This is a genomic window from Streptomyces sp. NPDC059398, from assembly GCF_042751845.1.
Lineage (GTDB): Bacteria > Actinomycetota > Actinomycetes > Streptomycetales > Streptomycetaceae > Streptomyces.
On sequence record NZ_JBHYWP010000041.1, the window covers coordinates 19,057 to 45,681 of the forward strand.

Annotated in this window: 22 protein-coding genes; 10 read left to right on the top strand and 12 right to left on the bottom strand. The window is 73.1% G+C overall.

Annotated elements, in window-relative coordinates; genetic code table 11:
* Positions 1 to 65: 65 nt before the first annotated feature.
* The 4 genes from ACFXBC_RS16920 to ACFXBC_RS16935 all read right to left on the bottom strand — a co-directional run bounded on the left by ACFXBC_RS16920 (position 66) and on the right by ACFXBC_RS16935 (position 3,591).
* Positions 66 to 440: an RNA polymerase-binding protein RbpA gene (locus ACFXBC_RS16920; protein WP_161311542.1), complete on the bottom strand. Its 375-nt coding sequence runs from the start codon at positions 438 to 440 to the stop codon at positions 66 to 68.
* A 255-nt stretch (positions 441 to 695) separates the two neighbouring features.
* Positions 696 to 2,072, bottom strand: a complete 1,377-nt coding sequence (locus tag ACFXBC_RS16925) for an MFS transporter (protein WP_385024249.1) — start codon at positions 2,070 to 2,072, stop codon at positions 696 to 698.
* 17 nt (positions 2,073 to 2,089) lie between these two features.
* The gene (locus ACFXBC_RS16930) at positions 2,090 to 2,854 is read right to left on the bottom strand and encodes a glycerophosphodiester phosphodiesterase family protein (protein ID WP_385024251.1); all 765 of its coding nucleotides are present in this window, start codon (positions 2,852 to 2,854) and stop codon (positions 2,090 to 2,092) included.
* Positions 2,851 to 3,591 (bottom strand): YitT family protein, encoded by a 741-nt coding sequence (locus tag ACFXBC_RS16935; RefSeq protein ID WP_385024314.1) that lies wholly within the window; start codon positions 3,589 to 3,591, stop codon positions 2,851 to 2,853. Before ACFXBC_RS16935 ends, ACFXBC_RS16930 begins: the two co-directional genes overlap by 4 nt.
* 30 nt (positions 3,592 to 3,621) lie before the next feature.
* On the opposite strand from ACFXBC_RS16935, the gene ACFXBC_RS16940 reads away from it, so the two are divergent.
* Positions 3,622 to 5,121, top strand: coding sequence for a PLP-dependent aminotransferase family protein (locus tag ACFXBC_RS16940; RefSeq protein WP_385024253.1), 1,500 nt, complete (start codon positions 3,622 to 3,624; stop codon positions 5,119 to 5,121).
* A gap of 103 nt (positions 5,122 to 5,224) precedes the next feature.
* On the opposite strand, the gene ACFXBC_RS16945 is transcribed toward ACFXBC_RS16940, so the two are convergent.
* Positions 5,225 to 6,859: a hypothetical protein gene (locus tag ACFXBC_RS16945; RefSeq protein ID WP_385024255.1), complete on the bottom strand. Its 1,635-nt coding sequence runs from the start codon at positions 6,857 to 6,859 to the stop codon at positions 5,225 to 5,227.
* A gap of 41 nt (positions 6,860 to 6,900) precedes the next feature.
* Positions 6,901 to 7,095, bottom strand: coding sequence for a hypothetical protein (locus ACFXBC_RS16950; protein WP_164267853.1), 195 nt, complete (start codon positions 7,093 to 7,095; stop codon positions 6,901 to 6,903).
* 286 nt (positions 7,096 to 7,381) lie between these two features.
* Here ACFXBC_RS16950 and ACFXBC_RS16955 point away from each other — a divergent pair, with 286 nt between their 5' ends.
* Together ACFXBC_RS16955 and ACFXBC_RS16960 are read left to right on the top strand one after the other, a co-directional pair.
* Complete coding sequence (locus tag ACFXBC_RS16955) at positions 7,382 to 7,774, top strand: ankyrin repeat domain-containing protein (protein WP_385024257.1); 393 nt, start codon at positions 7,382 to 7,384, stop codon at positions 7,772 to 7,774.
* Positions 7,775 to 7,974: 200 nt separating this feature from the next.
* Positions 7,975 to 9,393 (top strand): HEAT repeat domain-containing protein, encoded by a 1,419-nt coding sequence (locus ACFXBC_RS16960; RefSeq protein ID WP_385024259.1) that lies wholly within the window; start codon positions 7,975 to 7,977, stop codon positions 9,391 to 9,393.
* 158 nt (positions 9,394 to 9,551) lie between these two features.
* Here ACFXBC_RS16960 and ACFXBC_RS16965 read toward each other — a convergent pair whose 3' ends face one another.
* The 3 genes from ACFXBC_RS16965 to ACFXBC_RS16975 form a co-directional block, all read right to left on the bottom strand.
* Positions 9,552 to 10,445 carry a biotin-dependent carboxyltransferase family protein gene (locus ACFXBC_RS16965; RefSeq protein WP_385024316.1) on the bottom strand — a complete coding sequence of 298 codons (894 nt, stop codon included), beginning with the start codon at positions 10,443 to 10,445 and terminating at the stop codon, positions 9,552 to 9,554.
* 179 nt (positions 10,446 to 10,624) lie between these two features.
* The gene (locus ACFXBC_RS16970; protein WP_385024261.1) at positions 10,625 to 11,245 is read right to left on the bottom strand and encodes an allophanate hydrolase subunit 1; all 621 of its coding nucleotides are present in this window, start codon (positions 11,243 to 11,245) and stop codon (positions 10,625 to 10,627) included.
* A 49-nt stretch (positions 11,246 to 11,294) separates the two neighbouring features.
* Positions 11,295 to 12,101, bottom strand: a complete 807-nt coding sequence (locus ACFXBC_RS16975; protein WP_385024263.1) for a LamB/YcsF family protein — start codon at positions 12,099 to 12,101, stop codon at positions 11,295 to 11,297.
* A gap of 119 nt (positions 12,102 to 12,220) precedes the next feature.
* Between ACFXBC_RS16975 and ACFXBC_RS16980 the strand changes: the two genes are divergently transcribed.
* The 3 genes from ACFXBC_RS16980 to ACFXBC_RS16990 all read left to right on the top strand — a co-directional run bounded on the left by ACFXBC_RS16980 (position 12,221) and on the right by ACFXBC_RS16990 (position 19,725).
* On the top strand, positions 12,221 to 13,750 hold the full coding sequence (locus tag ACFXBC_RS16980; protein WP_385024265.1) for a hypothetical protein: 1,530 nt from the start codon (positions 12,221 to 12,223) through the stop codon (positions 13,748 to 13,750).
* Between the two features lie 127 nt (positions 13,751 to 13,877).
* Complete coding sequence (locus ACFXBC_RS16985) at positions 13,878 to 14,777, top strand: hypothetical protein (RefSeq protein ID WP_385024266.1); 900 nt, start codon at positions 13,878 to 13,880, stop codon at positions 14,775 to 14,777.
* An 88-nt stretch (positions 14,778 to 14,865) separates the two neighbouring features.
* Entirely contained in the window at positions 14,866 to 19,725 is a 4,860-nt protein-coding gene (locus tag ACFXBC_RS16990) for a hypothetical protein (RefSeq protein ID WP_385024268.1), read from the top strand.
* Between the two features lie 53 nt (positions 19,726 to 19,778).
* On the opposite strand, the gene ACFXBC_RS16995 is transcribed toward ACFXBC_RS16990, so the two are convergent.
* Complete coding sequence (locus ACFXBC_RS16995) at positions 19,779 to 20,204, bottom strand: hypothetical protein (RefSeq protein WP_385024270.1); 426 nt, start codon at positions 20,202 to 20,204, stop codon at positions 19,779 to 19,781.
* Between the two features lie 377 nt (positions 20,205 to 20,581).
* Between ACFXBC_RS16995 and ACFXBC_RS17000 the strand changes: the two genes are divergently transcribed.
* Genes ACFXBC_RS17000 through ACFXBC_RS17015 form a run of 4 tightly spaced genes read left to right on the top strand, consistent with a single transcriptional unit; the run spans position 20,582 to position 24,800 of the window.
* On the top strand, positions 20,582 to 23,371 hold the full coding sequence (locus ACFXBC_RS17000) for a nitrate- and nitrite sensing domain-containing protein (RefSeq protein WP_385024272.1): 2,790 nt from the start codon (positions 20,582 to 20,584) through the stop codon (positions 23,369 to 23,371).
* Positions 23,368 to 23,805: a roadblock/LC7 domain-containing protein gene (locus ACFXBC_RS17005; protein WP_385024274.1), complete on the top strand. Its 438-nt coding sequence runs from the start codon at positions 23,368 to 23,370 to the stop codon at positions 23,803 to 23,805. Before ACFXBC_RS17000 ends, ACFXBC_RS17005 begins: the two co-directional genes overlap by 4 nt.
* Before the next feature lie 10 nt (positions 23,806 to 23,815).
* The gene (locus ACFXBC_RS17010; protein ID WP_385024276.1) at positions 23,816 to 24,214 is read left to right on the top strand and encodes a DUF742 domain-containing protein; all 399 of its coding nucleotides are present in this window, start codon (positions 23,816 to 23,818) and stop codon (positions 24,212 to 24,214) included.
* Complete coding sequence (locus ACFXBC_RS17015; RefSeq protein ID WP_385024278.1) at positions 24,195 to 24,800, top strand: ATP/GTP-binding protein; 606 nt, start codon at positions 24,195 to 24,197, stop codon at positions 24,798 to 24,800. The genes ACFXBC_RS17010 and ACFXBC_RS17015 overlap by 20 nt, the downstream gene beginning before the upstream one ends.
* 100 nt (positions 24,801 to 24,900) lie before the next feature.
* Here the strand turns inward: ACFXBC_RS17015 and ACFXBC_RS17020 are convergent, their stop codons facing one another.
* Both ACFXBC_RS17020 and ACFXBC_RS17025 read right to left on the bottom strand, forming a co-directional pair.
* Complete coding sequence (locus tag ACFXBC_RS17020; protein ID WP_385024280.1) at positions 24,901 to 26,091, bottom strand: lipid-transfer protein; 1,191 nt, start codon at positions 26,089 to 26,091, stop codon at positions 24,901 to 24,903.
* Complete coding sequence (locus tag ACFXBC_RS17025) at positions 26,088 to 26,549, bottom strand: Zn-ribbon domain-containing OB-fold protein (protein ID WP_385024282.1); 462 nt, start codon at positions 26,547 to 26,549, stop codon at positions 26,088 to 26,090. Before ACFXBC_RS17025 ends, ACFXBC_RS17020 begins: the two co-directional genes overlap by 4 nt.
* Between the last annotated feature and the right edge of the window lie 76 nt (positions 26,550 to 26,625).

A 26,625-nucleotide genomic window follows, 5' to 3' on the forward strand; every position in this document is an offset into this window, starting at 1 on the left:
GACCCTGAAGTGTGCCGGAGCCCTCAGCCCCTGATCCGGTGGTGCGGTACGCGAACGCCTGGGCGTTACGCGGACTTGCGGCTGTCGCGCGGATGCACGGCAATGTTCATGGCGCCGGAACGAAGGACGGCCAGCCTCTCGGCCAGCACCTCCTCCAGCTCCTCGCGGGTGCGCCGCTCCATGAGCATGTCCCAGTGCGTGCGCGCGGGCTTGCCCTTCTTCTCCTCAGGGCCGTCCCCGTCTACCAGGAGTGCTTGGGCGCCGCACGCCTTGCACTCCCACTCCGGCGGAATGTCCGCCTCCACAGAGAACGGCATCTCGAATCGATGTCCGTTCTCGCATGCGTACTCCACCGCCTGGCGCGGAGCCAGGTCGATGCCGCGGTCGGTCTCGTAGCTGGTCACCACGAGGCGCGTACCGCGAAGAGCTCGCTCACTCATGAATCGTGCCTCCCGGGCTTGTCGCCCACAGGACAGGTGTCGCTGTCGTCGTCATCCGGTCAACGTCCGGTCGGCGGTAAAGATTCCCGTTGCGGGTCATACGTCGCCCGTCGTGCCGCCCCTTGTTGTACCCACCAGTGCCCTCTTTGTCACATCTGCTCAGAGATGTCACCCTGCGATTTCGGCTGATGATCCCGCAGTAACGGTCCGTCCGGTGAGCCAAAGGCGTACACTACCGGCCTTTCACTTCAATGCCTAAACCCGCTGCGGTGCCGCGTTTCCGGCCGCTGCCACGGCCTCCCTCACAGGTACCCGTGCCAGCAGGAAGAAACCCAGTACGAAGAAGATCACCAGCGAGATGATCGCGGCGCGGTAGCTGCCGGTCAGCTGGTAGGCGAGGCCGAACACCAGGGGGCCGAGCCAGCTCAGCCCGCGGTCGCTCATCTCGTACGCCGAGAAGTACTCGGCCTCCTTGCCCTCCGGCACCAGATGGGAGAAGAGCGAGCGCGAGAGCGCCTGGCTGCCGCCGAGCACCGCGCCGATCGCCGCCGCCAGCGCGAAGAACCAGACCGGTGCGCGGGCGGGCAGGAAGTACCCGGCGCAGAGGATCAGCGTCCATACCGCGAGGGAGCCGAGCACGGTGCGCTTCGCGCCGTACGTACGCGCCAGCCGGCCCATGGAGAGCGCGCCCGCCACCGCCAGCACCTGCACCAGCAGGATCGCGGTGATCAGGGTGGTCTGGCCGAGGCCCAGCTCCTCGGACCCGTACACGGAAGCCTGCGAAATCACCGTCTGGATACCGTCGTTGTAGACGAGATACGCGAGCAGGAACGACAGTGTCAGCGGATAGCGGCGCATGTCCCGCAGCGTCCCGATCAGCTGGCGCCACCCGGCGCCGACCGCCCCGCGCTCCCGGGCCGGGCCCGTCCGGCGGTCCCGCAGTCTGCGCAGGGGTATCAGGGCGAAGGCCCCCCACCACACACCGGCCGTCGCCAGACAGATCCGCACGGCGGTGGACTCCGCCACCCCGAAACGCGCGTGGCCCGTGTAGAGCACCAGGTCCAGCACCAGGACGAAGGCGCCCGATGTGTACCCGAAGGCCCAGCCGCGCGAGGAGACGGTGTCGCGCTCCTCGGGCTCCGCGATCTGCGGGAGATAGGCGTTGTAGAGGACCATCGAGACGGCCAGCGAGGAGTTGGCCACGATCAGCAGCAGCGAGCCCAGCAGATAGCGGTCGCCGTCCAGGAAGAACATCCCGGTCGTGGCCGCGGCCCCCAGATACGCCGCTCCCGCGAGCAGTGGCTTCTTCCGCCCCGTCCGGTCGGCCACGGCCCCCGCGAGCGGCATGACGAGCACGGCGACGATCACCGAGACCGAGACGGTGTACGGGAACACGGACCCCGCCCGCAGCGGGATGCCCAGCGGATGGACGTACCCCCCGGTGTCCGCGGCGGCCTTGGCGACCGAGGTCAGGTAGGGGCCGAGGAAGACGGTGAGGACGCTGGTCGAGTAGACGGATGACGCGAAGTCGTAGAAGTACCAGCCGTGCTGTTCGCGCCTCCGGTCGGCCGCGGTGGCCCCCTCGGCGCTGTCTGCCGTGTCTGCTGTGCCGTTCGCGGTGCCGGCGCTCAAACCGCGCTCCCTGATCGTCAGTTCCACGCCCCCCGCTCGGTGAGAACCGTGCGCAGCGACTCCAGATGATCGGTCATGATGCCATCCACGCCCAGGTCGAGGAGGGCGGCCATCCGCCGGGGGTCGTTCACCGTCCAGACGTGCACCTGGAGCCCGCGGCCGTGCGCGGTACGGACGAAGCGCCGGTCGACCACCCGGATCCGGCCGTGGAACTCCGGAACCTGGGCGCAGACAGCCCCGGGGCGCAGTGCGGCCGGGGCGCCGTAGGAGCGCAGCCGCAGCGCCGCGATGCCGCTCATGCCGTACGAGGTGGCAAGCCGCGGCCCGGCCAGGCGGGCCGCAGCGGCCACCCGCCGTTCCGAGAAGGAGCCCACGCAGACCCGGTCCCAGGCGTCGGTGGAGCGGATCAGGGCGATCAGCGGGGCCAGCGCGGCCGGGGCCTTGATGTCGATGTTCCAGCGGGCGTCGGGGAACTCCTCCAGGAGATCCGCGAGGAGCGGCAGTGGTTCGGTGCCCGCCACCCGCGCCCGCCCGACCTCGCTCCACGGCAGGGCCGCGATCGGGCCCCGGGCGTCCGTCGCCCGGTCCAGCGTCGCGTCGTGGAAGGCGACGAGCCGGCCGTCGGCGGTGGCGTGCACATCGGTCTCGAAGTGCCGGTAACCGGCTCGGGCCGCCCGCCGGAAGGCCGCGGCGGTGTTCTCCAGGCCGTCCGCCGCGCCGCCCCGGTGGGCGAACGGGATCGGGCCCGGGTGGTCCAGATAGGGGTGTCGGGTCCTCGTCACTCGGGAAGTATCGCCTGCGGCGCGGCGCCGGCCAGCGACGGCCGGTCGGCGGCCGGATCGGGCAGCGCGAACAGGCGCAGGAAGAGCTGGGCGAGCGGCCCGATGGCGAGGGCGTACACCACCGTGCCCACCCCGAGGGTCCCGCCCAGGGCGAAGCCGGTGGCGACGACGGCGATCTCGATGGCGGTGCGCGAAAGCCGGATGGAGAGACCGGTGAGGCGGTGCAGCCCGGTCATCAGACCGTCCCGCGGGCCGGGGCCGAAGCGGGCCGAGATGTACAGGCCGGTGGCCACGCCGTTGAGCAGGATGCCCGCGGCCATCAGCGGGATCCGGCCCGGGAGGCCGTGGACGGAGGGGACCAGGTCGAGGGTGGAGTCCATGGCGAGGCCGATGACGAAGACATTGGAGACCGTGCCGAGTCCGGGCCGCTGCCTGAGGGGTATCCACAGCAGCAGTACGGCGGCCCCGACGATGATCGAAACGGTGCCGATCGTCAGACCGGTGAGCCGGGACAGCCCCTGGTGCAGCACACCCCAGGGCTCAAGGCCGAGGCCCGCGTCGACGAGAAGGGCCGAGCTGACGCCGTACAGCGCCAGACCCACGTAGAGCTGTACGAGCCTGCGCGTGACATCCCTGGGTGATCTGGACAATAGGGGCCTCCGTGGTGGTGGGTCGTCGCAGTGGACCAGGTGGACTGGTGCGTGACACTCTGTGGCTTGGAATGCGAGGCCAACCATGGCCAATTCGGGGAAGGTGGACTGAATTCCATGACGCAGTGGACTTCGGCGGTCGGTGCGGCCCAGCTGGCCCGCCAGCTCAGCAGCCAGCAGTCGCGCCCGGCAGGACCCGGCACACGCAGGCCGCCCGCCTACCGGGCGCTCGCCGACGGCATCAGGGTGCTCGTCCTCGAAGGCCGGGTACCGGTGGCCGCCCGGCTTCCCGCCGAGCGGGAACTGGCGGTCGCGCTGGCGGTGAGCCGTACCACGGTGGCCGCCGCCTACGAGGCGCTGCGCACCGAGGGCTTCCTGGAGTCCCGCCGGGGCGCGGGCAGCTGGACCGCCGTCCCGGCCGGCAACCCGCTGCCCGCCCGCGGCCTTGAGCCACTGCCCCCCGAGACCCTCGGCTCGGTGATCGACCTGGGCACCGCGGCGCTGCCCGCCCCCGAGCCCTGGCTGACCCGCTCGGTCCAGGGAGCCCTTGAGGAACTCGCGCCGTACGCCCATACGCACGGCGACTACCCCGCGGGGCTGCCCGCGCTGCGCCAGAAGCTCGCCGACCGCTACACCGAGCAGGGCATCCCGACCATGCCCGAGCAGATCATGGTGACCACCGGGGCGATGGGCGCCATGGACGCCATCTGCCACCTCTTCGCCGGGCGCGGCGAGCGCATCGCCGTCGAGTCGCCCTCGTACGCCAATATCCTCCAGCTGATGCGTGAGGCGGGGGCCCGGCTGGTGCCGGTCGCGATGGCCGAGGGGCTCAGCGGCTGGGACGTCCCCCGGTGGCGGCAGGTGCTGCGCGACGCCGCCCCCCGTATCGCCTATGTCGTGGCCGACTTCCACAACCCGACCGGCGCACTCGCCGACGAGGACCAGCGGCGGGGCCTGGTGGACGCGGCCCGCTCGGCCGGCACGGTCCTGGTCGTCGACGAGACCATGACCGAGCTGCTCCTCGACGACGAGACCGAGATGCCGCGCCCGGTCTGCGCCTTCGATCCGGCAGGCAGCACGGTGCTGACGGTGGGATCCGCGAGCAAGGCGTTCTGGGCCGGTATGCGGATCGGCTGGGTGCGCGCCGCGCCCGATGTGATCCGCAGTCTCGTCTCGGCACGGGCCTACGCCGACCTGGGCACCCCGGTCCTCGAACAGCTGGCCGTCAACTGGCTGATGAGTACCGGGGGCTGGGAGGAGGCCGTCGGGATCCGCCGCTCACAGGCCAGGGAGAACCGGGACGCACTGGTCGGCGCCGTCCGCAGGGAGCTGCCCGGCTGGGAGTTCGATGTGCCGCACGGCGGGCTGACGCTCTGGGTGCGCACCGGCGGGCTCTCCGGCTCCCGGCTCGCCGAGGCCGGCGAACGGGTGGGTGTCCGGGTGCCGTCCGGGCCCCGGTTCGGGGTCGACGGGGCGTTCGAGGGGTACGTACGGCTGCCGTTCACCGTGGGGGGCCGGGTGGCCGATGAGGCCGCCCAGCGGCTGGCGGCCGCCGCACGGCTGGTCGAGACCGGCACGGGCACCGGGGCGGACGCCCCGCGGACGTTCGTCGCCTGAGGCACTGTCGCCCGAAGTCTTCCGGTCCCGTCGAGCCCGGCGGCCCGCCCGAGCCCCGTCGGCTCTGTCGGCTTCGACAGCCCGGACGGCCCCGTCGGCCCTGTCAGCCCTCGGCCGCCACCGGCGCCGCCTCCATGGGCCGGTGGGCGGCCGGCGGCGCCGTCTCGACGGGTGCCGTCCCGACCGGAGCCTTCTCCATGGGTGCGGCCTCCACCGGAGCCTGCTCCGCCGCCCCCGGCCGGTCCGGGAGCAGATCCAGTACGGCCTTGCGGTGCGCCTCGCTGGTCGCGTCGTCGTACGGGTCGGGCGTGGCCGGCACCTGGAGCCGCAGCACCGGGCCCGCCCCGAGCCGCGCATAGCCGCGCCCCGGCGGGGTGCCGGGGGCCGGAGTGGTCCGGGGCGGCGCGCCGAGCAGGTCCCCGAGCCGGTCTTCGGGCGCCGGTCCGAGTACGACCCGGGCGCGGGTGTGGTGCCGTACGGCGTCGCTCAGGGCGTCCACCGAGTCGAGCTGTTCGGCCACCACCACCGTGACGCTCGCCGCCCTGCCGTGCCGCAGGGGGACCTGCAGCAGTTCCTGCGGGTCGGTGCGCCCGTCGGCCGCCGCCAGATGACCGAGTACGCCGGGCCGGTCGAAGAGGATCCACAGCGGGCGCCTGGTGTCGTCGGGCGCGGGATGCCCGGACTGCCTGGCCCGGTTGGCCGCGATCAGCCGCCGTTCGGTCTCGTGCGCCGTCCACTCCAGCGTGGACAGGGCCCCGGAGAGCCCGCACTCGACGGCCAGCACCCCGCTGCGACCGGTGAGACAGGCGTACTCGCCGGTCCCGCTGCCCTCGATGATCACCACATCGCCGCACCGCAGGGCCTGCAGGGCGACCGAGCGCAGCAGTGTGGTGGTCCCGCTGCCCGGTTCGCCCGCGACGAGCAGGTGCGGTTCGGTCGAACGCGGGCCCGTACGCCAGATGACGGGCGGGGCGTCGCTCTGCTCCGTACCGTCCCGCACCGGCACGGTGCGCCGTACCGCGTCCTGGTCGGTGAAGCCGAGCACCGTCTCGCCGGGCCCGGTGACGAAGGGCTGAGCCGCGATCGTGGTGGACAGGGCGGGCAGCACACTCATCACGAGCCGGTTGCCCTCCTCGTCCCAGTCGAAGCGGTACTCGCGTCCGCGCCCGGACTTCGCGTGCAGAAGCTGCTCGATGCGGGCCCGGGACTCGGCCTCGCCGTCGGTGAAGTGTGCCGGGTACGCGACGTGCAGCGCGGTGAGCCGCCCGTCACCGTCGAAGGTGAAGTCGCTGAACGCCTCGTCCCAGGCGCCCCCGTGGCTGTAGAGGGGAGCCGGGTCGTCGGGGACGGAGAAGTAGGGCACCAGCGCTTCGTACAGCGCCTTGAGCCGGGCGGTCTCCGCCTCGTCGGGCCCGGTCTTCGCCACGGTCCGCTCGTGCCCCTTCCAGGCGGCCGCGGCCATCACCGTGATCAGGGCGAGCAGCGGCCCGTACGGGATGAGCGCGACCACCAGGACACAGGCCGCGACGAGGAACAGCGCGGGACCGCGCCGGTCCTTGGGTGTCGCGGCCCACCGCTGCCGCCCGGACGCCGCCAGCCTGCGCAGGCCGCGTCCGATGGTGATCAGCGGGTGGAGGACGTCGGTGGCGCTGTCGGCGGCCGTCCGCGCGATCTCGCGGCTGCGGGTGAGGGATGCGCTGCTGCTGCTCAGAATGCGGGGGAGTGGTCGCCGGGCCACGTCTGTCTCCTGGGGTGGGTGGGGGAAGAGGCTGCCGAGGGTCAGAACTTGATTCCGCCCAGCATGCTGGCGAGGCTCGCCCCGCCGGCGGTGATGCTCGGCGCGATGGCGGTACCCGCGACATAGAAACCGAAGAGGGCGCAGACGAGTCCGTGGGACGCCTTGAGGCCGTCCTTCTTGAAGAAGAGGAAGGCGATGACTCCCAGCAGTACGACGCCGGAGATGGAAAGGATCATGAGTGTTCTCCTGGTTGGGGGGACAGTCACCATGAGTTCTTCCAGGTTCACAGAAAGTATCTATACGATAAAAGGTGCAAATGGGTGAAATGGCCCCTAATTCACCTGACTGGCCGACGTGGGTATACGGGTCGGGCCGGGCACGGGGGGCTGGCAGTAACCTGTCGGTTCACTCGTACGGCTGGCATGCCGCACACGCCGCGCCGGTCACGTCGGTCACAAAAGCCACAGCAGTCACAAACAGTCATGGCAGTCATGGCGGTCAGCATGGAAGGCGGTACGCGCGATGAGCGAGGCTCCGGACCCCGAGGTGGTCGAGCTGGCGACGAAGGTCTTCGACCTCGCCAGGCAGGGGGAGACCACCGCGCTCGCCGCGTATGTCGACGCGGGGGTTCCGGCGAACCTCACCAACGACCGCGGGGACACGCTCGTGATGCTCGCCGCCTACCACGGTCACGCGGTGACGGTGGAGGCCCTCATCGCCCGTGGCGCCGAGGCCGACCGGGCCAACGACCGGGGGCAGACCCCGCTGGCCGGGGCGGTCTTCAAGGGGGAGGACGCGGTGATCCGCGCCCTGCTCGCCGGCGGGGCCGATCCGGAGGCCGGGACTCCGTCCGCGGTGGATACCGCGCGGATGTTTGGGAAGACAGAGCTGGTGGAGCTGTTCGGCGCACGTTGACCGGCCTGTCGTAAATGTGGTCGCGGTGGCGATATGGCTGGGTCATCATGACGTCGCGGGTCCACATCGGACCACCGACGAGAGGCAGAGGAAGATGAACTGCACCAAGCAGATGGCAACGGGCGGCCGGACATGTTGTTGCGTGGCCAGGTAATCCCCCCGTCCCGGTTGCGTCTACAGCTTGATGTGAGGCCTCTTCCATGATCGATCCAGTCATAGCGCCGAGCGGCACCCTGCTCGGCCTCCTCCAGCGGGGCCGCGGCGACGGCACGCTGCACGCGCTCGCCGCACCGCGCAGGGAAGCGCTGGCCGCCCTGGACCACTGCGTCCTGAGCGACCCACGCCACGACTGGCAGGTCGAGAACCGCTCGCTCTACTACGCGCGCCTCTACCTCGACCTCGACGGCGGACTCGGCGAGATCGAGCGGCACCTCTTCCTCCCGGACGACCACATCGTCACGGAGGACAGCAGGACCGGGCTGGCGCTCGCCGTGCTGGGGCACCTCGCCTCGTACGACAGGGGCGACGCCCTCGCGCTGCTGCGGCGGTACGCGGCGACCGGCGCCAACTGGGCCTGGGCGCTCGACGAACTCGCCCTGCGTGACGACGACACCGGGCTGCGTGCCCTGGCCGTGCCCGTGCTCGGCCGGTTCCCCGCCACTCCGCAGGGCGATGCCGCACTGGCCGCAGCCGTGCGCGACGCCTACGAGCCCCGGCCCTGGCGGCTGTGGGCCGACGACCCGCGCGAGTCGGTCGGCGCCCGGATCCGGGCCGCGGGCGAGCAGGGCTCCTTCGACCGCTGGCAGCGGCAGATGCGTCCGACGGGCCCCCGCCCCGGCTGGAGCGTGCAGGCCGTCTTCGACTGGGCGCAGCAGGGCCTGGAGCGCGGCAGCGAACTGCACCTGCCCGCCGCCCGCTGCCTCACCGCCGTGGCCGGCCCCGGCGACCGGGCGGCGATCGTGGAGGCCGCCCGCAGCGGTACCGACGGAGCCCGCTGTGCGGCGCTGCACTATCTCGCCGAAGCGCGTGACCCGGCGGTGCTCGACCTGATCGAAGCGGCGGTGGACAGCCCCTCCCGTACGGTCGCGGAGACGGCCGTCGCCGCCTTCGAGCGGATGTGCGGCGACGAGGCGGTGCAGCGCGCGCGCCGTTGGGTGCAGCGCCCCGACGCCCTGGGGGCGTCCGCCGCCGGTGTACTCGCCGGGCGCGGCGGAGCCCAGGACGCACCACTCGTGCTGGGCGCGCTGCGCGAGACCGTGCGGGCCGACGGCCCCGACGCGGCCCTGCTCTGGACGCTCGTCGACGGGGCCGGCCGGCTCGGCATCGGCTGTGCGGCGCCGGTCCTGCGCCATGTGTACCGCGAGACGGCCTCCTCCCATCTGCGCGGCAGCGCGGCCCGCGCACTCGCCGCCACCGACCCGTCCTTCGCCGCCGGATTCGCCGTCGAATGCCTGTGGGACTGCGAGGAGACCACCCGCGAGGTGGCCGCCCTGCACGCGGCGACCGGCGACATCCGGGTGGTCGACCGCCTCCGGCGGCTGGCCGCCGATCCCGCGGAGGAGGCCGAGGTGCAGACCGCGGTCCGCAGCCGGATCGGTACGGAGGGGACCGCGGTCTGACGGTGGGTACGGAGGGGACCGCGGTCTGACGGCCGGTACCGACCCGGCCGCAGTCCAGTGGCCCGGTGCCGGGGGAGCCGTCCGACGCGGCCGCGAATGCCCGCCCGTCCGTCCGCACTCCTCCGGAACGTGCCGACGTGGGGAGACGGTCGGCCCGGTCAGCTCCGCTGCGGGCCAGGGGCGCCGGGCGGCGGAGCCGGATGGCTGTGTACGGGAACGAACACCACCGGAGTCCCCGGCACCGCCTGCGCCGCCGCGCCGAGCCGGTACTCGGGTACGACACCGATCACCGGATAGCCCCCGGTCACCGGATGATCGGCGAGGAAGAGCACGGGCAGTCCGTCCGGCGGTACCTGCACCGCGCCCAGCACCATTCCCTCACTGGGGAGTTCGGCGCCGCCCGAACGCTCAAGCGGCGGGCCTTCGGTGCGCAGGCCGATACGGTTGCTCGCCGCCGAGACCCGGTAGCCCTTCTCCGGCAGGGCCCGCAGCGCCGCATCCGTGATCCGGTCCGCACGCGGGCCCAGGATCAGCGGAAGCACCAACTCGGCCGGGGGAGCGGGCAGCGGGGCCGCGTCCACCGCGTCCGGCGTCTCCCCCGGGACGCCGAGCGGCAGGAACTGCCCGGCATCCAGCGGCGCCGGCCCGAGCCCGGAGAGCACATCGGTGGCCCGGCTGCCGAGCACCGGCCGCACGGCGATACCACCACCGAACGCCACATAGCTGCGCAGCCCCCCGACGGCCGGCCCCACATCGAGCACTGCCCCCGCGGGCACCCGCACCGGCGCGCCCCACGCCGCGGGGCTGCCGTCGATCCGTACCGGGCAGGGGGCGCCGGTCACGGCGGCGGTGACATCCGTACGGACCCGCACCGCGGTGCCGTCGACAGTGGTCTCCAGGGTGGCGGCGTCCGCCGTGTTCCCGGCGAGCAGATTCGCCAGCCGGTGCGCGGCCGGGTCCAGGGCGCCCGAGCGCGGTACGCCGAGATGCGCGTAGCCGGGGCGGCCGAGGTCCTGCACGGTGGTGAGCGCCCCGGGGCGTACGACCTCCAGAGCCGCCGGGAAGCCAGGATCCGGGCTCCCGGTATCCGGAACCCCAGCCTCCGGAACCCCGCCGTCCGGAAACCCAGCCCCTGGAGCCCCGGCTTCCGGATCCTCCGCGCCGGGAGCCCCGGCTTCCGGAACTCCGGTCTTCGGGTCGGCGGCACCCTGATCCCGCCTGCCCGGCGTACTCATACCGGCTCCTCGGTGGTGAACCGCACCCGCGCGCCCGGTACCAACAGAGCCGCCGGCTCCCGGTCCTCGTCCCACAGGACCGCGTCGGTGGTGCCGATCAGCTGCCAGCCGCCGGGGGACGAACGGGGGTAGATGCCCGCATAGGTGTCGGCGAGCGCGACGGAACCGGCGGGGACAGCCGTACGGGGCGTCGCCCGACGCGGCAGCCTGAGCCGGTCGGGGAGCCCGGACAGATAGCCGAAGCCCGGGACGAAACCGCAGAAGGCGACCCGGAACACGAGACCGCCGACGACGCCGGGCACCTCCTCGGGCGCCAACTGCCAGTGGTGCGCCACCTCCGCCAGATCGGGCCCGTCGTAGCGCACGGCGATCTCGATCTCCGGACCGCCCTTCCCCGCGGACGGCGCAACGGTCCAGGTGGGCAGCCGGGCGGCCAGTTCCCGGGGGTGGGCCAGACCGTCCAGCAGTACGGTCCGGGCGGCCGGCACGATCTCCGTCACCGGGGGCAGGTCGCCGGTGTCGCGCCGGCGCAGCAGCTCCGCGTGGAAGACCTCCGTGTCGGAGGCCGAAGCCAACTCGACGAGCAGGGCGTGTTCCCCCACCGGAAGCACCCTCACCGGAGCGGCCGTCCGTGCGGTCCGGGCGCCGTGCCGGGTACCCGGGCCCTCATGCGAAGGGCTCCAGGACGACCGCCGCGGCGAGCAGTTCACGGCGGACCCGCAGCGCGGTGCCGGCGGCTCCCGGGGTGTCGCCGTGCAGACAGAGCGACCGTGCGTCGACGGTGACGCGCTCCCCGGTGACCGCCGCCACCGAACGGTCGCGGACCATGCCCAGCGCGCGGGCGGCCACCGTCTCCGGGTCGTGCACCACCGCGTCCGGCTCACCGCGCGGAACGAGTGTGGCCCGCGCGGTGTACGCGCGATCCGCGAAGGCCTCGGGCACCGCGGGCAGCCCCGCGTCCGATGCCGCCGCCAGCAGCCGGGAGCCGGGCAGCCCGAGCACCGGCAGAGCGCCCCCGGCAAGCCGTACGCCCGCGACGACCGCGCCCGCCTGCTCCTCGTCGTGGACGGTGCGGTTGTAGAGCGCGCCGTGCGGTTTGACGTACGAGACCCGGCTGCCGGCGGCCCGCGCGAAGAGGTCCAACGCGCCGATCTGGTAGGCGACTTCGTCGGCCAGTTCATCGGCGGGGACATCCATCGCCCGCCGCCCGAAACCCGCCAGGTCGCGGTACGAGACCTGGGCGCCGATCCGTACACCGGCGGCGGCAGCCAGTTCACAGACCCGGCGCATGGTCGAGGGGTCGCCCGCGTGGAAGCCGCAGGCGACATTGGCACTGGTGACGACGGAGAGCAGCGCCTCGTCGTCGGTGAGCGTCCAGCGGCCGAACCCCTCGCCGAGGTCGGCGTTGAGATCGACCACGGCCGGGGCGGCGGCGGTCGGTGCGGTCGGTGAGGGCGGTGCGGTCGGGCTCATACGGGCTCCCTCCGGGGGGACATGAAGCCTAGCCGCCAGGGTCCGCGCGGGCCCGGTGGACAGGCGCCCCATCCGCGCCGTTTCGACCGTTGTCAGTGGGAGGACCTAATCTGTGCAGCGTGACTTCGCCTGCCCCGACGGAATTCGTTCCGCCCCAGCTCAGCGCGGGGCCGCGCCCCGCACCGGGCCCGGCCGCCGACGAAGGGCTGGCGCGGCGGCTGCGCGCGCTCGCCTGCACGGCGCCGCTGCACGACCTCGATGTGCGCAAGGCCAATCTGGCCGGCGAGTACACGGTCTACGCGATGGCCGAGGTGGCCCTCGCCGCGATCGACCTGGTCACGCTCAACATGGACTTCGACACGGGAGCCGACCACGACCAGATAGTGGCCAGGCTGCTGCCGCGCGTCGCGGCCCAGGCCCCGCGCCGCCCGGCCGACGAGCACGAGCGGGTCGCCCGCTGGGTCCTGGAGAACCTGATCAACGTCGGTAGCGTGGACCGCGGCTTCCGCGCGGTCTACGGCACCTTCGGCCCCGACGGCGAGTACGTCCGCCGCGACTACGACTTCAAGCTGGTCGAAGAAGTCCCCGGCCAGGGCGGCACGGTCTATCTGCGCACCACGGACGAAGCGGTCAACGTCCTGGTGGGCGCCCTCGACACGGACGTCACCAGCGCGCAGATCGCCGCCGAGGTGAAGCTGGAGGTGCTGATCAGCCGGGGCAGGCTCGCCGACGCCCAGCTCGCGGCCGAGCAGGCCAGGTACCGCACCGTGCAGTACGCGGAGACCCTGCGCAGGACGCTGGAGGCGACCCGGCGCAATGTCCGCGCGGTCGACTGGCTCAGGACCGTCCCCGACATGATCGACGAAGCCCTCGGCCATGTCGCCGACCGCTACCGCCATGAGAACGCGATCCTCACCAACATCCGCAAGGCCAGGGACGAGACGGAGGAGCCCGAGCACAAGCGGCGCGCGGCCGAGCTGGTCGACATCGTCAAGGACTGCATCCGCCGCCACACCCAGCTCCAGTCGCGGCTCCTCGAAGCGGGACCGCTCTTCCGTGCCGAGCAGGACCGGCAGGCCTTCGCCCCGCCCGCGGCGACCTCCGGACTCGACCTCTACGGACAGCTCGTCGCCCCCGTGCTGCCGCTCCCGCTGGAGCAGGCCATCCGGGTCACCGACGCGTTCTTCGCACGGGGCACCGGCCTGCGGACACCCGTGGCGGTACGCGTCGGGGACCTGGCCGACATTCTGCTGACCCCGCCCGCCGAGCGGGAGCACCTGGGCGCCGAGATGCCCGAGCCCGACCTGATCGCCACACCGGACGACAGCCGCTTCAGCGAGGAGCAGCTGGCAGCCGCGACGGACCTGCTCGACCTGGAGCACGACGCCCCGCGCCGCCTCTCCGGGCTGCTGGCCGAAGCCCGCCGTCTGCCCGTTCCCGAACTGCCCTATCTGGTCGCCCTGCTGGCCTTCCACGCGGCGAGCCCGCCGGTCGGCACCGCCTACCGGCAGGGCGAGGAGCGCCTGCTCTTCGCCGTGGACGACGGCACCGAGCTGGACGACTGCGAGTTCGGCGGCGCGGATCTGATCGTCGGGACGGCCCTCCTGGACACCGTCGGCATGGCCGCGGGCCGTACGGAGTCCGCATGAACCGCCGTGGGGCCGCCCCCTCCGCCCCGGGCGCCGGGAAGGCCCGGACCAGGAAGCCGGGAGGTCCGGAAGCCCGCCCGCCGGGCCCCGGGCAGCGCCGAAAGACACCGACCGAGGAGCAGCAGCTGTGAGCGAGACCCACGCCGAGCACACCGCGTGGAGCGAGCCCGACCCGGCCGGCACCACCGCGCCGCCGGCCGGCCCGGCGGTGACCCCGGCCGACGCAGCCGACGCCGCGCGGCTCGTCGCCTTCGGACTCCAGCCGAAGCTGCTGCCCGCCCGCGACGCCGAGTACGGGGAGCTGCTGCGCCGCTACCGGGAGGCGCCCGCCTTCGCCCGGCTCGCCGACGCCGTCGCCACCGGGCTCGGCCTGGTGGTCCTGGAGGTCTCGACCCGGGCGGGCATGGCGGTCGCCGCGGGGGAGGACTCGGTCTTCGCCGTACGCATGGGGGACTACGCGCGCCGCGCCGCCGCCGACTCCGCCGACCGCTTCCTGCACGGACTGGCCCATCTCGCCGTCGCCGCCATGGCCTTCCCGCGCCCCGAAGACCTCGCCGACGACGGCTACATCGGCCGGATCACGGTCAACGGCGTCGACGCGTTCGTCCGCCAGGCGTGCCGCCGCCTGGAGGAACGGGCCGAGGAGCAGGGCGAGAACAGCGACCCGGCCACCGACGCCCCCGGGCTCGAATCCGCCTGGCGGATCTATGCCAGGCGCAGCTCCACCGGAGCCACCAAGGACGCCAGGCGGCTGGCCGGATCCACCACCGGCATCGTCGCCAAGGCCGTTGTCTTCCTCACGGATTCGGGATTCCTGCAACGCACCGGTGACGACGCCGGAGGCGCGTACCGCACCACCGCCCGCTACCAGCTCCAGGTGCGCGACATGGCGGGCAGCGCCGCCCTGGCCGAGCTGCTCGACCTGGGGGTCGTGCCGGTGACCGACGGCTCGGCCACGCTGCTGCCGCCCTCCGGTGCGGACGACCTCGAACTCACCGCCGACGCGGGACTGCCCTTCCACTCCTGAACAGCGCCCGGCCGGCCGAGAGAGCGCCGGGCCAGGCCCGAACAGCCCCGAGCAAGATCCCGCACCACAACGACGAGAGTCCGCCGCCATGTACGAGCTGTCCCGGGTCCGCCTCTACTCCATCGGACCTGCCGGTGCCCGCTACGCCGACACCGTGCTCGACCTGCGGGGAGTGGGAGCGCCCGTCCCCCACCCGGCCCCGGCCCAGGCGGAGTTCTTCGAGGAGGAGCCGGTCGGGCCGCCGCGCCGTCCCGCGCCCGCGGGCGTCCTCTTCCTGGAGAACGGCGGGGGCAAGTCGGTCCTGCTGAAGCTGATCTTCTCGGTGATGCTGCCCGGCCACCGCAACACGCTCGGCGGCGCCAGCTCCGGCGTCCTGCGCAAGTTCCTGCTCGCCGACGACTGCGGCCATGTCGCCCTGGAGTGGCAGCACACCCTCACCGGTGAACTCGTCGTCGTCGGCAAGGCCAGCGAGTGGCGGGGCCGGCAGGTCTCCAACGACCCCCGGAAGTTCGCCGAGGCCTGGTACTCGTTCCGGCCGGGCCCCGGGCTGAGCCTCGACTCACTCCCGGTCGCCGAAGCCACCACCGTACGGCCGCCGGTGGAAGGAGTGTCGGGGGCGCGCGGCAGGCGCCGCACCATGAAGGGCTTCCGCGACGCGATCACCGAGGCCGGCAAGTTCTATCCCCACCTGGACGTGCACTGGGAGGAGATCCACGACCGCTGGAACGAGCACCTCGGCGAGCTGGGACTCGACCCGGAACTCTTCCGCTACCAGCGCGAGATGAACGCGGACGAGGGCGAGGCGGCCGGTCTCTTCGCCGTCAAGAAGGACTCCGACTTCACCGATCTGCTGCTGCGCGCCGTCACCGACACCCGTGACACGGACGGCCTGGCCGACCTCGTCGGCAGTTTCGGCAGCAAGCTGGGCCGCCGCGCCGAACTCACCGCGGAACGGGACTTCACCGCCGGCTCGGTCGATCTGCTCGGCCGTATCGTCGACGCCGCCTCGGCACGCTCGCGGGCCCGGGACGTTCACGCGGGCGCCGAGCGCCGTACCCGCACCCTCGCCCGCAGGCTCTCCGCCCGCGCCGCCGACGAGCGGGGCCGTGCGTCCGACCTGGCCCAGCAGGTCACGTCCGCCGCCCACACCGTCACCCGGGCCGATGAGGCCCGTGGCCGCAGCGCGCTGATCGCCGCCGAACTGGCCTACCGGCACGCCTCGCTGGCGCTCACCGTCGCCGAGAAGTCCGCCGCGGCGCAGCGCAGGGAGCTGGCCGACGCACGGACCTTCCACTCCGCGTGGCAGGCCGCCGAGGCGGTGCTGCGCCACCGGGCGGCGGCCGACCGGTCGGCCCGGGTCGCCGTCGCCATCAGGGAGGCCGAGCGGGACGCCGCCCCGGCCCTGGCCGCCCGCAGCACCGCGGCGGCCGACCTGGTCCGCGCACTCCACTCGGCAGCCGAGAGCGGCGAACAGCTCGCCAACGAGGAGGAGGAGCGCGCGGCGGAGCTCCAGACGGCCGGCGAGGCCGCACACCGCGACGCGACGGCGGCCGCCACCGAGGCCCAGCGCGCCCGCAGCGAGGCCGGGCATCTGCGCCAGCGCCTCACCGAGGTCGCCCAGGAGACCTCCGAGGCCGTCCGCGCGGGCTGGCTCGACGACACCGCGCCCGACGCGGACCCGGCGCGCGCCGCCCTGGCGGCCAGCGACGCGGAGAAGGCGGCGGTCGCCGCCTGGGACACGGCCCGCGAGCAGGCCCGCAGCACGGCGGACGAGGCCAGGGAAGCGGCCTCCCGGGAGAGCAGGACCGACCTCGCCGCCGCCCGCGCGGCGGACGCGGCACGCGCCGCCGAGCGCGCCTACGAGACGGAGCTGCGCACCGCCGAATCCATCGCGGCGGAGCCCCGGCTCGCCGAACTGCTCGGCCTGCCGACGACGGTGACCACGGTCGCGGGGCTGCCGCAGCCCCGCAACGGCGGGGCACCGGCAGCGGACCGGCCACGCGACGCGGTCACCGCGGCCACGGCCGACAGCACGACGAGCGGAGAGCCGGGAACCGGCGGACCGCACGATGCCCCGGCCGCCGCGGGCACCACAGCCCGTGAGCCGGAGAGCCACCCGGACACCCTGGCGCGCGGTCCGCTCACCGCGGCCGAACTGGACCGCAACGCCGAAGAGCTGGGGGAACTGCTCGACGGGGGCGTCGCATCGGCCGAACGGCAGCTCTTCGAACTGCGCACGGCGGCCGCGGACGACTCCCGTATCCTCGGCGCCCTGGGCGACGGCGGGCTGCTGCCCCCGGGCCCGGATGTGCTGGCCACCGTCGAGTTCCTGGGCGAACACGGCATCCCGGCGCTGCCCGGATGGCGCTATCTCGCCCAGTCGGTGGACCCCGCGGACCACGCGGCGGTGCTGGCCGCCCGGCCCGAACTGGTCGACGGTGTGGTCATCACCGATCCGGCCGCACACGGCAGGGCCCGTGCGGTACTCGGCGGCGCCGCCCTGCTGCCGCGCTCCGCGGTCGCCGTGGGCACCGCGTCCGCGCTGCTCGCCCCGGTCCCGGGGCCCGGGCCGTCCGGTACGTCGGATGCCGAGGTCTTCCTCGTACGGCCGAACCCGGCCATGCACGACGAGCATGCCGCCGATGAGGAGCGGCAGGCGCTGCGCACCCGCGCGGGCCGGCGCGACGAGGAGATCCGCACGCTCGCCGCCCGGCTGAGTGGCGACCGGACCCTCGCCGCCCGGCTCGGCTCCTGGCGGTCCGCCTGCCCGCCCGGCACCCTCGCCGAGCTGGAGGCGGTCGCGAGCAGTGCCAAGGAGGCCGCCGAGGCCGCCGCCACCGCACTGGAGGAGGCGCGTACCGACCGTACCGAGGCGGACGAGGCGGCTGCCGACGCCGGCCGGGTGCGCGACGAACGCCAGGAAACAGCCCAGCGCGCCCGGCGGGTCGCCGACGCGCTCTCCGGGCTCGCCTTCCGCCTCCGCGAACGGGCGGGCTGGCAGGTCACCCTGCGCGAACTGGGCGAAGAGGCCGCCGAGTCGGAGTCCCGCGCCGCGACCTGCCTGGAGCGCGCCCGAGCGGCCGACGAGGACCGCAGAGCCGCCCAGCGCGCCGCCGACGACGCACGGCGCACCGCCCGCGCGCTGCGGGCCGAACGGTCCGAGATCGCCGGGGTGCCCGAGGACCTGCCCGCACCGGACGAGGGCGCGCAGCGCTCCGCCCTGCCCGCTCTGCGAGAGGCGTACCGGGCCGCTTCGCAGCTGTACGAGAAGGTCGGCGTCGGGGCCGATCTGCGGGCCGAGCAGGCCAGGGCCGAGAGCGACGAGAGCGCGGCCCGCGCCGAGCTCGACCGGCTCTCCAACAAGGTCCGCACCCGCGCCGCCCAGCTGCTCGAATCCACCGACGGCGCGGACGGCCCCTCACGGCAGGCGGCGGCCGCCCGTGCGGAGTCGCTCGTCCAGATGCTGGAGACCCGGGCGTCGGCCGCCAGCGAACAGCTGGGCCGGCTGCGCGGTGAGGCCGAGCGGCTGGCCCCCGCCGACGGTACGGAGGCCCACACCGAACTGCCCGGCGAGCTGGTCCCGGCCGACGCGGACGCGGCGCAGGCCCTGCTCCGCAAGGCCACCGCCGAACTGGCCTCCCGTACCGATGCGTTGGAGACCTCCCGGGCGGCCCACGCCGAACTGCTGCGCGCACACCGGGCGTCGGAGGACGCCGCGGGCGGCTTCGACGAATCGGCGGCCCTGCTGCGGGATCTGCTCCGCGACCCGCACCAGGACGACGAGAGCACCGAACCGGCGCCGCCCGAGCCCTACCCCGGCAGCCAGGAGGAGGCCCGCGAGTCGGGCGCCGACGCCCGCCGCTCGCTGCGCGGCTGCGCGGGTGATCTGTCGGCGGCCGAGTCGGCGGTGCGGGAGGCGAGCGACATCCTCGTACGCCATGCCAACGCCACCCGTTACGAGCAGGTCCGCACCCCGGCACGCCAGCAGATCCGTGAACTGCCCGCTGCCGCGCTGCCCGAGCACGCCGAGAAGTGGGCGGCGGCCTTTGCCCCCCGGCTGCGGGTGCTCACCGATGAGCTGGAGCAGCTGGAGCGCAACCGCGAGTCGATCGTCGACCGGCTGCGCGGCCTGGTGGAGTCCGCGCTCACGACTCTCCGCTCCGCCCAGCGGCTCTCCCGGCTGCCCGAGGGGCTCGGGGAGTGGTCGGGCCAGGAGTTCCTGCGGATCCGTTTCGACGAGCCCGACCAGGCCACCCTCGCGGAGCGGCTCGGCGAGGTCATCGACGAGGCGACCCGTGCGGCTCTGAAGAAGAACTCCGATTTGCGCAGGGACGGGATGTCACTGCTGCTGCGGGCCGTCCACGCGGCGCTCGAACCGAAGGGCGTCGCGGTCGAGATCCTCAAGCCGGACGCCGTGCTCCGGGCCGAGCGCGTGCCGGTCGGGCAGATGGGAGACGTCTTCTCCGGCGGCCAGCTGCTCACCGCCGCGATCGCCCTCTACTGCACGATGGCCGCCCTGCGCAGCAACGACCGGGGCCGCGACAGGCACCGGCACGCGGGGACCCTCTTCCTGGACAACCCGATCGGCCGGGCGAACGCCACCTATCTGCTGGAACTCCAGCGCGCGGTCTCCGACGCGCTCGGCGTCCAGCTGCTCTATACGACGGGACTGTTCGACACCACGGCCCTCGCGGAATTCCCCCTGGTCATCAGATTGCGCAATGACGCGGATCTCCGGGCGGGGCTGAAGTACATCAGCGTGGAGGAGCATCTGCGGCCCGGCCTCCCGCAACTGGACCCCGGAGGGGAGCAGGTGCACGGCGAAATCACCGCGACCCGGATGTTCCGGCGGGGCCAGCCGGTTCCGGGCGGTGAGCTGGTTCCGGGCGGTGCGTCCGCCCAGGGCGGTGCGTCGGTCACGGCCGGTGAGCCGGGCCAAGGCGCTTAGGCCAAGGCGCTTACTCCCCGTCCCGTCCGCGAAGCCCCATACAACCCGGCGGTTCAGGCCTGGGGCGACAGCCGACTGGTGCGGTTCGCCTGGTTCGCCGGTATCCGCTCGGTGTCCCGCTCCTGCCGGCGGGCCGCCCGCCGAGCCGCTCGCCGCTCCTTACGGAGCCGGCGGGCGGTGCTGCTGGGCGCGGAGGTCACCCCGTGGCGCTGGTTCCACACCTGCCGGGTGATCCAGACGTCCAGCACCGCCCAGGTCGCGACGACCGTGCTCGCCACACTGCTCAGCACCATGGGGAAGGCCAGCCAGGAGCCGGAGACGGTGGAGAGGAAGGCCGTCACGGCCTGTATCAGTGTCACGGAGACGATGAGCACGGCACGCACCGCGCTTCCGCGCACCGGATCCGGCAGCCGGTAGCGCCCGACGGGCTCCTCGGTCCACAACGTCCGCAGGGGCGCCTCGCCCTCTTCGATGGCCATGCTCACTTCACCCTCGACCTTCACGCCTCGGCGCTGTCCGACTCCAGAACGGATGCCCGGCTTGGGTCGGTTCAAGCGTCCCCGCCCGTGGTGCGCCCCTCGTACGCAATGACGAACAACTCCCGTAAAAGATTCCCGCCATCCATGGAAATCCAGCCAACCGCACACGGGTGGAAAGTGCCGTCCTGCCAGGGTTCTCTCGTCGGATCAGGGAAGACGATCTGCTGGGATACCAGGACATGGGGTGATCAACTCTCGTGCAGGCGGCTGAAAATAGCCCGGACGTCCCTTCGAGTAGCCTGGGCCGCAGTAGTAGGCTCACGCCGTTTGTTGACGGAACACCACCCCCGCCGGGCGGGGTTGAGCTGGGGGAGGCCATGCGCTTTCGCGGGAAGTCCATCCGCAGGAAGATCGTGGCGCTGTTGCTGGTCCCACTTGTCGCGTTGACGGCGATCTGGACGTTCTCCGTCTACCTCACCGGCCGGGACGCCCTGCAACTGATGCGCGCGGGCACCGTTTACAAGAGAGTGGCCGAACCGCTCGGCGTCTCACTCCAGGATGTCGAGAAGGAACGCTCCCTCACCCTGCGCCAGCTGGTCGACCCGGGAGCATCCGACGTCCAGTCCGAACTGCGCACCCAGCGGGCGAGGACCGACGCGAGCCTGGCCGCGGTGCGCCGCGGCGCGGACCGGAGCGACGCCCGTTCCGCACTGGGCGGGAAGTCCGGACGGCAGCTGCGGGCCGTGCTGGACGGGTTCGCCGGGCTCGGCTCGCTGCGGCACAACGCGGGGAACCACGAGGTGACCCGCCGCGAGGCGTACGAGCAGTACAACCGGCTCTGCGACCAGGTGCTCGACTTCCTCGTCGACCTGCCCGCCCTGCAGAACTCCGGCCTCGACAAGGAGGCCCGGGGCCTGGTCGGCGTCAGCAGGGCCCGTGAGGCCTTCTCGCGTGAGGACGCGCTCCTCGGCTCCGCCCTCACATCCGGCCGGCTCGACCCCCACGATCTGCGCGACATCTCGGACCTGGTCACTGCCCGCACGATGTACTACACGGTCAGCCTGCCCTCGCTGCCCGACCAGGACGGCGACGTGTTCAGCGCCTACTGGAGCGGCCCTTCGACCATCCCGGTGCGCACCGCGGAGTCCACCGTGCTCGGCAAGAACTCCGGCAGTACCACCATCTCCGGCTCCGCGTCCCGCTGGACCACCGACGCGGGCCGGACACTCAGCCACCTCGACACGCTCGGCGACACAGCCCGCGCGGACTTCCGGGACCGGGTGAGGCCGGCCGTCCTCCGGGTCTTCGCCAAGGCCGGTGTCGCCGCGCTGCTCGGCATCGGCGGACTGCTGGTCTCGCTGGTGGTGTCCGTACGCATCGGACGCGAACTGGTCCGCGACCTCAGCCGGCTGCGCAAGGAGGCCCATGAGGTCTCCGGGGTGCGGCTGCCGGCCGTGATGCGCAGGCTCGCCGCCGGCGAACAGGTCGACATCGAGACCGAGGCACCCCGCCTCGAATACGCGAAGGACGAGGTCGGTCAAGTCGGCCTTGCCCTCAACACCGTCCAGCGCGCGGCGGTCGAAGCAGCCGTGCGCCAGGCCGACCTGCGCCGCGGGGTCTCCGACGTCTTCGTGAACCTCGCCCGGCGCAACCAGGTCCTGCTGCACCGCCAGCTGACGCTGCTGGACAGCATGGAGCGCCGTACGGAGGACACCGAGGAGCTTGCCGACCTCTTCCGGCTCGACCACCTCACCACCCGTATGCGCCGCCACGCCGAAGGGCTGGTGATCCTCTCCGGAGCCGCCCCCTCCCGGCAGTGGCGCAAGCCGGTCCAGCTGATGGATGTCGTACGCGCCGCGGTCGCCGAGGTCGAGGACTACGAGCGGATCGAGGTCAGGCGGCTGCCGAGGATCGGCGTTGGCGGCCCCGCCGTCGCCGACCTCACCCATCTGATCGCCGAACTCCTGGAGAACGCCACGGTGTTCTCGCCTCCGCACACAGCGGTCCAGGTGCTGGGCGAGCGGGTCGCCAACGGTTTCACCCTGGAGATCCACGACCGTGGGCTCGGTCTCGCGCCCGACGCGCTGCTCGACGCCAATCTGCGGCTCGCGGAGACCCCCGAGTTCGAGCTGTCCGACACCGACCGGCTGGGCCTCTTCGTGGTGAGCAGGCTCGCGCAGCGGCAGAACGTCCGGGTCTCGCTCCAGCCCTCGCCGTACGGCGGCACCACCGCCGTCATCTTCATCCCGGTGGCGCTGCTCACCGACGCGCCGGACTCCGAGGGGTCCGACCAGGACGGCACGGCCGAGGGCTCCGGGGCCGACGGCGCCGGGTTCCGCGCCGACCGGCGGTCCGGGCACCGGTCCGGATCGCGCTCCGGGCTCGCGCCGGTGCCCGCCGCGGGCCGCACACCCGTGTCGGTGATCGACGGGCCGGTCGAACTGGAGCCGCCGGCCGACCCGTTGACGCTGGACGACACCGCGGACCTGGCGGACGAGGACAGCACACCGGGCGGGATCTTCCGCCACCGTGCGGTCGCCCCGGCCCCCGATCAGCATCAGCAGACCCCCGACGAAGGGGCGGCGCAGCAGGGCGTCACCCGGCCCGCCGGCCCCGTCGGACTGCCCCGGCGCCGCAAACCAGGACAGCCGACTCTCGTATCCGACCACGGGCGCCGGGTCGACATCCCCGAACAGACGGCGACCGGGCCCCGGAGGTCCGAACCCCCGCGTACCGGTTCCCCGATGAGCGGCGCGGCCCGGCAGCCCGAGCCCCCGCGCACCGGCCCCCCGGTGAGCGAGCCGCCGCAGCCCGAACCCTGGCGGAGCGCACCGCAGCCGCCCGCGCGGCCGTCCGCCCCCCGGGACCCCGGCCCGCCGCGCACCGGCCCCCCGGCCGCGGGCCCCGACGGACTGCCCCGCCGGGTACGCCAGGCGAGTCTGGCCCCGCAGCTGAGGGGCGCGCCCGCACCCGCTGCCGAACCGGCGGCGGCGGACGGCGATGAGCGCGACCCGGACGAAGTACGCAGCAGGATGGCATCGCTCCAGCGGGGCTGGCAGCGGGGGCGCCGCGACAACTCCGCACAGGACTCGGCAGAATCAGCCGCAGTCGGCACCGGACCGGCCGACACGGCACCAGGAAACGCATCGGAGGGGACCGGTCGATGACCGTACCGAACGCAGCAGGACACCACGGACCAGGTGGCCCCGGAGAGCTCAACTGGCTCCTCGACGAACTCGTCGACCGGGTCGGCAGCATCCGCAAGGCACTGGTCCTCTCGGGGGACGGTCTGGCGACCGGCACATCGAAGGACCTGACCCGGGAGGACGGCGAGCATCTGGCAGCCGTCGCCTCCGGCTTCCACAGCCTGGCCAAGGGCGTCGGGCGCCACTTCGAGGCCGGAAAGGTCCGCCAGACCGTCGTGGAGCTGGACGAAGCCTTCCTCTTCATCACGGCGGCGGGCGACGGCAGCTGCCTCGCCGTGCTGTCCGACGCGGACTCCGACGTCGGCCTGGTGGCGTACGAGATGACACTCATGGTGAAGCGGGTCGGTGCCCACCTCGCGACGGCCCCGCGGAGCGGGCTCACCGCGGGAGGGTGAGGGTGACGCCATGAGTGACGTGGGCCGGCCACCGGCGCACCACTGGTTCGACGACGACGCGGGGCCCGTGGTCCGTCCGTACGCCATGACACGCGGCCGTACCGGTGCCGGCCCCGGCCACCGCCTCGACCTGATCGCGCTGGTCGTCCCCGAGCCGGCCGCCGACGACCCGGGCAGGGACCAGCGGCTCTCACCCGAACATGTGGACATCGTCGAACGGTGCGCCACCGCACCGCAGTCCATCGCCGAACTGGCGGCCGACTTCGACCTGCCCGTGGGAGTGGTACGGGTCCTGGTCGGCGACCTCGTCGACGACGAACTCGTCCGCGTCACCCAGCCCGTACCGCCGGCGGAACTGCCGGACGTCAGCATTCTTCGCGAGGTAATCAATGGCCTTCGGGCGCTCTAGCCGCAACCAGCAGTTCGTCGAGCCGGTGACCCTCAAGATCTTAGTGGCGGGCGGATTCGGCGTGGGCAAGACCACTCTGGTGGGAGCGGTCAGCGAGATCCGGCCACTGCGTACCGAGGAGACGCTGAGCGAGGCGGGCCGCCCGGTGGACTCCACCGAAGGGGTGGAGCAGAAGACGACCACCACCGTCGCCATGGACTTCGGCCGCATCACGCTCAAGGAGGACCTCGTCCTCTATCTGTTCGGCACTCCGGGGCAGGACCGCTTCTGGTTCCTCTGGGACGAGCTGGCGCAGGGCTCACTCGGGGCGGTCGTGCTCGCCGACACCCGCCGTCTTGAGGACTGCTTCGCGGCGGTCGACTACTTCGAGCGGCGCTCCATCCCGTTCACCGTGGCCGTCAACTGCTTCGACGGAGCGGACCGATATCCCGGGGACACCGTGCGGTCCGCCCTCGACCTCGACCCCGGCGTGCCCGTCCTGATGTGTGACGCGCGGGACCGCGAGACCGTGAAGGAGGTACTGGTCTCCGTCGTGGAGCACGCCATGGCCCTCGCTTCCGGAGCCCGCGCGCACGCCATCACGTGAGGCCCCGCGCGCACGCCATCACCTGAGGCCCCCGCACAGGCCATCACCTGAGGAGCCCGCGTGCCCGCCGCCGCCGGTTCAGCGCTGCGGAAGGCCCCGCTCAGCGGACGGCGATCACCGACGAACCGTGCCCGAACAGCCCCTGGTTGGCGGTGATCGCGGCGCGTGCCCCCGGCACCTGGCGGGCGCCGGCCCCGCCGCGCAGCTGCCAGGTCACCTCGCAGACCTGGGCGATGGCCTGCGCGGGCACCGCCTCACCGAAGGAGGCAAGACCCCCACTGGGGTTGACCGGGACCCGGCCGCCGAGCGCGGTGGCGCCCTCCCGTACGAGTGTCGCGCCCTCGCCCGCCCCGCAGAGCCCGATGTCCTCGTACCACTCCAGCTCCAGCGCGGTCGACAGGTCGTAGACCTCGGCCAGTGAGATGTCCTCCGGGCCGATCCCCGCCTCCTCGTACGCCGCACGCGCGAGGGAGGCGCGGAAGGATTCCGCCGGGGCTGCCACGGCGGTCGCCGAGTCGGTGGCGATGTCCGGCAGGTCGAGTACGGTCCTGGGGTACGTGGGAGTGACGGTGGAGACCGCACGGATACGGACCGGGTGCGCCACCCCGTGCCGGCGTGCGAACTCCATGCTGGTGAGCACGAGAGCGGCCGCGCCGTCGGAGGTCGCGCAGATGTCGAGGAGCCGCAGCGGGTCGGCGACCACGGGTGAGGCGGCCACGTCATCGAGGGTGACCGGTTTGCGGTAGCGGGCGCCAGGGTTGAGCGCGCCCGCCGCCGAGTTCTTCACCTTCACCCGCGCGAAGTCCTCCAGGGTGTCGCCGTGGACGGCCATCCGGCGCCGGGCGTACAGCGCGAAGTACGCCGGGTTGGTGGCCCCCAGCACCCTGAAGCGCAGCCAGTCGGGGTCGTCGGGCCGCTCACCGCCCGCAGGGGCGAAGAACCCCTTCGGCGCGGAGTCGGCGCCGACCACCAGCACCACGTTCGCCATCCCGGCGAGTATCTGCGCCCTGGCCGTGCTGATGGCCTGCGCCCCGGACGCACAGGCCGCGTACACACTGGTGACGCGGACTCCCTGCCAGCCCAGCGCCCGCGCGAAGGTGGCGCCCGCCACATAGCCGGGATAGCCGCAGCGCACCGTGTCCGCGCCGACGACCGACTGCACCTCCTGCCAGCCGATCCCGGCGTCCGCGAGCGCGGTACGGGCCGCGGCCGTCCCGTACTCGACGAAGCTCCGCCCCCACTTGCCCCATGCGTGCATCCCGGCCCCCAGGACCGCTATGTCGCCGGTCATGAGCGCGCCCGCGGTGTCCGCACCGGCCGCCAGTGCCAGGTGGTCCAGACGGTGTCCGTGTCCTCGTTGAGCACGCCGGGTACGGCTTCCACCTCGGCGCCGACCGCCAGATCCGCGAGTGACACCCCAGGCGACGCCTGCCCGAGCACGACCATGCCCTCCGCCGCCAGCTCGACGGCGACCAGGATGTACGGCTCCCATGCGACGCCGGGGTCCGAGACATACGGCGCGGGCGGCCGGTAACGGCCGTCGGTGTACGACCAGACCCGGCCCCGCTTGGAGAGCGGGACCTCCACCAGTTCCCCGCCCGGGCAGCCCGGGTTGCGGCAGAAGGTGTCCTCACGCGGGAAGAAGACGGCGGAACAGGCCGAGCACCGGGTGCCCAGCAGCCGGAAGTCCTCATCCCCGGCCTCGGCCGTGAACCATCCGGCCACCACGGGTGTGCGCGTGCGCGTCAAAACCCCTCCCGGCATCAGCAAACTGACGGAACGTCAGAAGTGTGCCACGGGCCGGCCGCCGCCGCGAGCCACCTGT

What these genes read in the sequence shown, in the direction of transcription:
- ACFXBC_RS16920 (WP_161311542.1), bottom strand. Translation starts at nt 440, where the DNA reads ATGAGTGAGCGAGCTCTTCGCGGTACGCGCCTCGTGGTGACCAGCTAC.
- ACFXBC_RS16935 (WP_385024314.1), bottom strand. Translation starts at nt 3,591, where the DNA reads ATGGTTGGCCTCGCATTCCAAGCCACAGAGTGTCACGCACCAGTCCAC.
- ACFXBC_RS16940 (WP_385024253.1), top strand. Translation starts at nt 3,622, where the DNA reads ATGACGCAGTGGACTTCGGCGGTCGGTGCGGCCCAGCTGGCCCGCCAG.
- ACFXBC_RS16950 (WP_164267853.1), bottom strand. Translation starts at nt 7,095, where the DNA reads ATGATCCTTTCCATCTCCGGCGTCGTACTGCTGGGAGTCATCGCCTTC.
- ACFXBC_RS16955 (WP_385024257.1), top strand. Translation starts at nt 7,382, where the DNA reads ATGAGCGAGGCTCCGGACCCCGAGGTGGTCGAGCTGGCGACGAAGGTC.
- ACFXBC_RS16960 (WP_385024259.1), top strand. Translation starts at nt 7,975, where the DNA reads ATGATCGATCCAGTCATAGCGCCGAGCGGCACCCTGCTCGGCCTCCTC.
- ACFXBC_RS16975 (WP_385024263.1), bottom strand. Translation starts at nt 12,101, where the DNA reads ATGAGCCCGACCGCACCGCCCTCACCGACCGCACCGACCGCCGCCGCC.
- ACFXBC_RS16990 (WP_385024268.1), top strand. Translation starts at nt 14,866, where the DNA reads ATGTACGAGCTGTCCCGGGTCCGCCTCTACTCCATCGGACCTGCCGGT.
- ACFXBC_RS16995 (WP_385024270.1), bottom strand. Translation starts at nt 20,204, where the DNA reads ATGGCCATCGAAGAGGGCGAGGCGCCCCTGCGGACGTTGTGGACCGAG.
- ACFXBC_RS17000 (WP_385024272.1), top strand. Translation starts at nt 20,582, where the DNA reads ATGCGCTTTCGCGGGAAGTCCATCCGCAGGAAGATCGTGGCGCTGTTG.
- ACFXBC_RS17005 (WP_385024274.1), top strand. Translation starts at nt 23,368, where the DNA reads ATGACCGTACCGAACGCAGCAGGACACCACGGACCAGGTGGCCCCGGA.
- ACFXBC_RS17010 (WP_385024276.1), top strand. Translation starts at nt 23,816, where the DNA reads ATGAGTGACGTGGGCCGGCCACCGGCGCACCACTGGTTCGACGACGAC.
- ACFXBC_RS17015 (WP_385024278.1), top strand. Translation starts at nt 24,195, where the DNA reads ATGGCCTTCGGGCGCTCTAGCCGCAACCAGCAGTTCGTCGAGCCGGTG.
- ACFXBC_RS17020 (WP_385024280.1), bottom strand. Translation starts at nt 26,091, where the DNA reads ATGACCGGCGACATAGCGGTCCTGGGGGCCGGGATGCACGCATGGGGC.